The sequence below is a fragment of the Kutzneria sp. 744 genome, assembly GCF_000568255.1.
Classification (GTDB): Bacteria; Actinomycetota; Actinomycetes; order Mycobacteriales; family Pseudonocardiaceae; genus Kutzneria.
Genome location: NZ_KK037166.1, coordinates 3696541 through 3700021, shown reverse-complemented (window position 1 = coordinate 3700021; position 3481 = coordinate 3696541). Strand labels below are relative to the sequence as shown.

Genomic DNA, 3481 nt, shown 5'->3' with positions numbered 1-3481 from the left:
CGATCGACGCCAACACCATCGTGTTCGGCATCGGACCGGCCGGCACCGGCAAGACCTACCTGGCCATGGCCAAGGCCGTGCAGGCCCTGCAGGCCAAGCAGGTCAGCCGGATCATCCTGACCCGGCCCGCGGTCGAGGCGGGCGAGCGGCTGGGCTTCCTGCCGGGCACGCTGTTCGACAAGATCGACCCGTACCTGCGGCCGCTCTACGACGCGCTGCACGACATGGTCGACCCCGAGTCGATCCCGCGGCTGATGCAGTCCGGCACCATCGAGGTGGCGCCGCTGGCCTACATGCGCGGCCGGGCGCAACCGGTCTTCACCCCGGTGCTCACGCCCGACGGCTTCCGTGCCATCGGCGAGCTCCAGGTCGGTGACCTCGTGATCGGTTCGAACGGGGAACCAACGCCCGTGCTCGGCGTGTATCCGCAGGGCGAGAAGGAGATCTATCGGGTCACGGCCGGGGATGGAGCCTCGACGTTGTGCTGCGCCGATCACCTGTGGACGGTCAGGACGGCGTCGGACAAGCGTCGGGGCAAGCCGTGGCGGGTCCTCGAGACCAAGGAGATGATCGGCAACCTCCGCGCTGCGCATGCCCGTCGTTACGAGCTGCCGATGCTGACCGCGCCGGTTTGCCATCCCGAGCAGTCCGTGCCGATGGATCCGTACGCGTTGGGTCTGCTGCTCGGCGACGGATGTCTGACCGGTTCGACCACGCCGTCCTTCGCCACTGACGACGAAGAACTCGCGATCGCGCTGGAAGCCGCGCTACCGGGCGTGCGCGTTCGACACCGGGGCGGGGTGGACTACACCCTCAACCGCGTGCGCCAGCCGGGCGAAGTGATCACTTTGGAGAACCCGGTCACTGGTGCGCTTCGCGAGTTGGCGTTGCTCGGCGCCCGCTCCAACTCCAAGTTCATTCCCGACGTCTACCTGCGGAACGCCGCCGAGGTCCGGCTCGCGGTCCTGCAGGGGCTGCTGGACTCGGACGGTGGCCCGGTCACCCAACGCGATCGAACCTGCCGGATCCATTACACGACGACGTCGCCCACGTTGAAGGACGACGTCATCGCCCTGGTCCGTTCGCTCGGTGGGGTCGCGTACGTCCGCCGCCGGCCCGCTGCGGGACGCAGGCCTGGGCTGGCGAAGGGCCGGCTGGTCGGCCATCGCCATGACACGTACGTCGTCGACATCCGCCTTCCCTCCGGTGTCGAGCCGTTCCGGCTGGCCCGTAAGCGTCAGAAGTACGCCGACAACAATGGCGGCGGCCGTCCGATGCGGTTCATCGACAGCATCGAACCGGCCGGGCGGACCGAGGCGGTCTGCATCCAGGTGGCGGCGGCCGACTCGCTGTACGTCACCGAGGACTACCTGCTCACGCACAACACCCTCAACGAGGCCTTCGTGGTGCTGGACGAGGCGCAGAACACCACGCCCGAGCAGATGAAGATGTTCCTGACCCGGCTCGGCTTCGGCTCCAAGATCGTGGTCACCGGCGACGTCACCCAGGTCGACCTGCCCGGCGGCCAGCGCAGCGGCCTGCGGGTCGTGCAGGAGATCCTGGCCGGCGTGCCGGACATCCACTTCTCGGTGCTGACCAGCCAGGACGTGGTGCGCCACCGCCTGGTCGGCGACATCGTGGACGCCTACGACAAGTGGCAGCACGTCCAGGACGCCGGACCCGGTGTCAGGGCCGAACAGGGTGGCCGGGGACGATAGGGCCCGTGAGTATCGAGATCGCGAACGAGGCCGGCGTCGGCGTCGACGAGGCCAGCATCGTCGCCGTCGCCCGCTTCGCGTTGGACCGGATGGGCGTCAGCCCCCTTGCTGAGCTCTCCGTGCTGCTCGTGGAGCTGGACGTGATGTCCGACCTGCACGAGCGCTGGATGGACCTGCCCGGTCCGACCGACGTGATGGCCTTCCCGATGGACGAGCTGGACTCGGCCCGCCGCCCCGACGCGGCGGGTGTGGGCCCGGCGCTGCTCGGCGACATCGTGCTGTGCCCGGCCTTCGCCAAGGACCAGGCCCGCAAGGCCGGCCACGCCCTGCTGGACGAGCTGCACCTGCTCACCGTGCACGGCGTGCTGCACCTGCTGGGCTACGACCACGCGGAGCCGGCCGAGGAGCGGGAGATGTTCACGCTCCAGAACCGCATCCTGGCCGACTACCGGGAGGCCAAGGAGTCGGCCACCCGGGCCGCCGCGCAGCGCAGCAACGACGACCGCGTGCTGGGCGCCGTCGGCCTGGCCGAGGAAGACGAGAAGCCCGCGCCGGACACCGACGCCGGCTGATGGGCGACGGTCTGGTCAGCTCCGAGGCCGTCCCGATGCTGTTGTGCGCGATCGCGCTCGTGCTGCTGGCCGGCGCGTTCGGCGGCGCCGACGCGGCGCTGGGCACGGTGTCCCAGGCGCGGGTCGAGGAGCTGGTGCGGCAGCGCCGTGCCGGCGCCCGGCAGCTCCAGCTGCTGATCGAGGACCGGCCCCGGCACGTCAACCTGCTGTTGCTGCTCCGGCTCGGCTGCGAGCTGTCGGCCACCGTGCTGATCACGGCGTTCTGCTTGCAGGCCATCGCGACCGGCTGGGTGGCGCTGCTGGTGGCCGGCGTGGCGATGGTCGTCGTCTCGTACGTGTTGATCGGCGTCGGGCCGCGCACCATCGGCCGCCAACATCCGTACGGCGTGATGCTGCTGGCCGCCGGTCCGGTGCGGGTGCTGGGCCGGGTGCTCGGGCCGCTGAGCCGGCTGCTGATCCTGGTGGGTAACGCCATCACACCCGGTCGAGGCTTCCGCGAGGGCCCGTTCTCCACGGAGGTCGAGCTGCGTGAGCTGGTCGACCTGGCCGGCGAGCGCGGCGTGGTGGACGAGGACGAGCGGGAGATGATCCACTCCGTCTTCGAGCTGGGCGACACCATCGCCCGCGAGGTGATGGTGCCGCGCACCGAGATCATCTGGATCGAGCTGACCAAGTCGGTCCGGCAGGCGCTGGCGCTGTCCCTGCGCACCGGCTACAGCCGCATCCCGGTGATCGGCGAGAGCGTCGACGACGTGCTCGGCGTGGTCAACATCAAGGACCTGGCCCGGGCCTCGGTCGAGGGCGGCGCGCAGCAGCCCATCGACCAGTCGGTCAAGGACCTGATGCGCCCGGCCAGCTTCGTGCCCGACACCAAGCGGCTCGACGACCTGCTGCGGCAGATGCAGGTCTCGCACAACCACATGGCCATCGCCGTCGACGAGTACGGCGGCACCGCGGGCCTGCTGACCATCGAGGACATCCTGGAGGAGATCGTCGGCGAGATCACCGACGAGTACGACCAGGACGAGCAGCCGCCGGTGGAGCAGCTCGACGAGGACAGCTACCGGGTCAGCGCCCGGCTGCCGGTCGAGGACCTGGCCGAGCTGTTCGACGTGGAGCTGGACGACTCGGACGTGGACACCGTCGGCGGGCTGCTGGCCCAGCGGCTGGGCCGGGTGCCGCTGCCCGGCG

At 70.2% G+C, this 3481-nt stretch carries 2 protein-coding genes and 3 pseudogenes; all 5 read left to right on the top strand.

Annotated elements, in window-relative coordinates:
* A pseudogene (locus KUTG_RS66235) lies at positions 1 to 305 on the top strand (PhoH family protein); the annotation flags it as partial.
* A pseudogene (locus KUTG_RS63645) lies at positions 294 to 1073 on the top strand (phosphate starvation-inducible protein PhoH); the annotation flags it as partial. The pseudogenes KUTG_RS66235 and KUTG_RS63645, both read left to right, overlap by 12 nt.
* Positions 1074 to 1385: 312 nt before the next feature.
* Positions 1386 to 1718, top strand: a pseudogene (locus KUTG_RS63640) (PhoH family protein); the annotation flags it as partial.
* A gap of 5 nt (positions 1719 to 1723) precedes the next feature.
* Positions 1724 to 2290: an rRNA maturation RNase YbeY gene (gene ybeY / locus KUTG_RS16515; protein ID WP_043717874.1), complete on the top strand. Its 567-nt coding sequence runs from the start codon at positions 1724 to 1726 to the stop codon at positions 2288 to 2290.
* On the top strand, positions 2290 to 3481 hold a 1192-nt coding region (locus KUTG_RS16510; protein ID WP_052394716.1), incomplete at its 3' end, for a hemolysin family protein. The genes ybeY and KUTG_RS16510, both read left to right, overlap by 1 nt.